The following is a 2,089-nucleotide window of genomic DNA, read 5'->3' on the forward strand; positions in this document are numbered from 1 at the left end:
ATTATTCTGCGAATTAAAGGTTCGCATCGCCCGTGCGTTCGACTTCCCCGATGACTTTCAGCAAGTACTGTCCGTACTGGTTCTTGAGCATCGGCGCAGCCACCTCGCGCAGCTTCTCCGCCGTGATCCAGCCCTGACGGTAGGCGATGCCCTCCAGGCAGGCGATCTTCAGACCCTGACGCTTCTCGATAACCTCGATGAACGTCGAGGCTTCGCTCAGCGAGTCGTGCGTCCCCGTGTCCAGCCACGCGAAACCCCGTCCCAAGGTCTGCACCTTTAACTTGCCGTCCGAAAGAAAACGCTGGTTAACCGTCGTGATCTCCAACTCTCCGCGTGACGAAGGCCTGATGCTTTTGGCCACTTCCACGACCTCGTTCGGATAGAAATAGAGGCCCACCACCGCGTAGTTCGATTTCGGATGCTGCGGCTTCTCCTCGATCGAAAGACAGTTCCCCGATTTATCGAATTCTGCAACTCCATAACGCTCCGGGTCGTCCACCCAGTAACCGAACACCGTAGCGTTGCCATCCTCCTCGGCCGTGCGGACCGCCTCCCGAAGCATGCCAGAGAAGCCCGCGCCGTGGAAGATGTTGTCACCCAGGACGAGGCACACCGAGTCTTCGCCGATGAATTCCTCGCCGATCAAAAATGCCTGGGCCAGGCCGTCCGGGGACGGCTGTTCCGCGTACTCCAGGCGGATTCCATAATCCGAGCCGTCGCCAAGCAGGCGACGGAAGCCCGGAAGGTCCTGCGGTGTCGAGATCAGCAGGATTTCCCGGAGCCCCGCCAACATCAGAACCGACAGCGGATAATAGACCATCGGCTTGTCGTAAACGGGCAGAAGCTGTTTGCTTACTCCCTTCGTGATCGGGTACAGACGCGTGCCAGTACCCCCCGCCAATACGATGCCTTTCATAACCCGCTATTCTCTTTCCTGCACCCGGTCCATCCGGCGTTGCAGCCACAGAACCAGACCCGTACGTTCGACATGCGTCCAATGTCCCAGACGGTGCAGCCGGCGGCGCAGCCGGCTCGCAGGAGACAGTCCCGAGACCGTGTAGTACAGACCCGTCGTGATCAGAACGCAAAGACCCAGAACGACGTACAGCTGAAGGTCGATGGACGCACCGCCCCGATAAAGCAACCACCAGCACAGCACGACGAGGAAATTCAGGGTCAGGATCACCACCGTGGTCCCCGCATGGGAGAAACCCAAACCGATGAACAGGTGGTGAAGGTGCGTCTTGTCCGGCTGGAACGGAGATACACCGCGGACGATACGAGCGCTCATCACGCGCAGCGTGTCGAATACCGGGACGGCAAGAACCGACAGCGTGAAGGGAACGAGCCCGAGATTCGGAAGCCCGAGCTCCCCGCAGAGCGTATCGTGCCGGAGTGTCCGGATGACGAACACCGAGATGACGACGCCCAGCACGAGCGTGCCGCCGTCCCCGATGAACATCTTGGACCGTTGCCCGTACACGTTATGAAGAAAGAACGGAACAAGAGAACCCGCGCAGACCGAAGCGAGAATGGTCATGCTACTGTCGCCCGAAAGGTAGAACAATGCCCCGAACAGCACGCACGCAAGAATGCAGTAACCCGACGAAAGCCCGTCCACGCCGTCGATCAGGTTGATCGCGTTGATGATGCCAACCGACGCGAAAACAGTAAGCGGCACAGAAATCCAGATCGGAATGACTCCCAGACCCCACAGACCGTGGAAATCGTCGATACGGTAATGCCCTATAACGATCAGAAGAACCACGGTCGCAATCTCGATCATGAAACGAACCCTTGGCGTGAGACCCAGAATGTCGTCCATCGTTCCCGTGTAAAGCATCACGGTCATAGCCATCACAACCACGAAAAGCTCCGAACCGTCTCCGAAAACACTCGTACTGCCGAGACCTACAACCGCACCCAGAAATACGCAAACTCCGCCCAGAATTGGAACAGGACGCCGCTGAAGTTTCCGGCTCGACGGCTCGTCCACGATGTCCTTCAGCTCCGCGATACGAACCATCCACGGATGGACGTACCATACGCACAACAACCCCAACGAAAACGGCAACAAAATCTCCCCGAT

At 58.2% G+C, this 2,089-nt stretch carries 2 protein-coding genes; both read right to left on the minus strand.

Going from position 1 to position 2,089, the window contains the following annotated elements; all coding sequences use genetic code 11:
- Positions 1–13: 13 nt before the first annotated feature.
- Positions 14–916 carry a glucose-1-phosphate thymidylyltransferase RfbA gene (gene rfbA, locus KB554_RS13170; RefSeq protein ID WP_211036494.1) on the minus strand — a complete coding sequence of 301 codons (903 nt, stop codon included), beginning with the start codon at positions 914–916 and terminating at the stop codon, positions 14–16.
- A gap of 6 nt (positions 917–922) precedes the next feature.
- Positions 923–2,077 (minus strand): MraY family glycosyltransferase, encoded by a 1,155-nt coding sequence (locus KB554_RS13175; RefSeq protein WP_242116387.1) that lies wholly within the window; start codon positions 2,075–2,077, stop codon positions 923–925.
- Positions 2,078–2,089: the final 12 nt, after the last annotated feature.

The sequence above is a fragment of the Alistipes sp. Marseille-P2263 genome, assembly GCF_018101075.1.
Classification (GTDB): Bacteria; Bacteroidota; Bacteroidia; order Bacteroidales; family Rikenellaceae; genus Alistipes; species Alistipes dispar.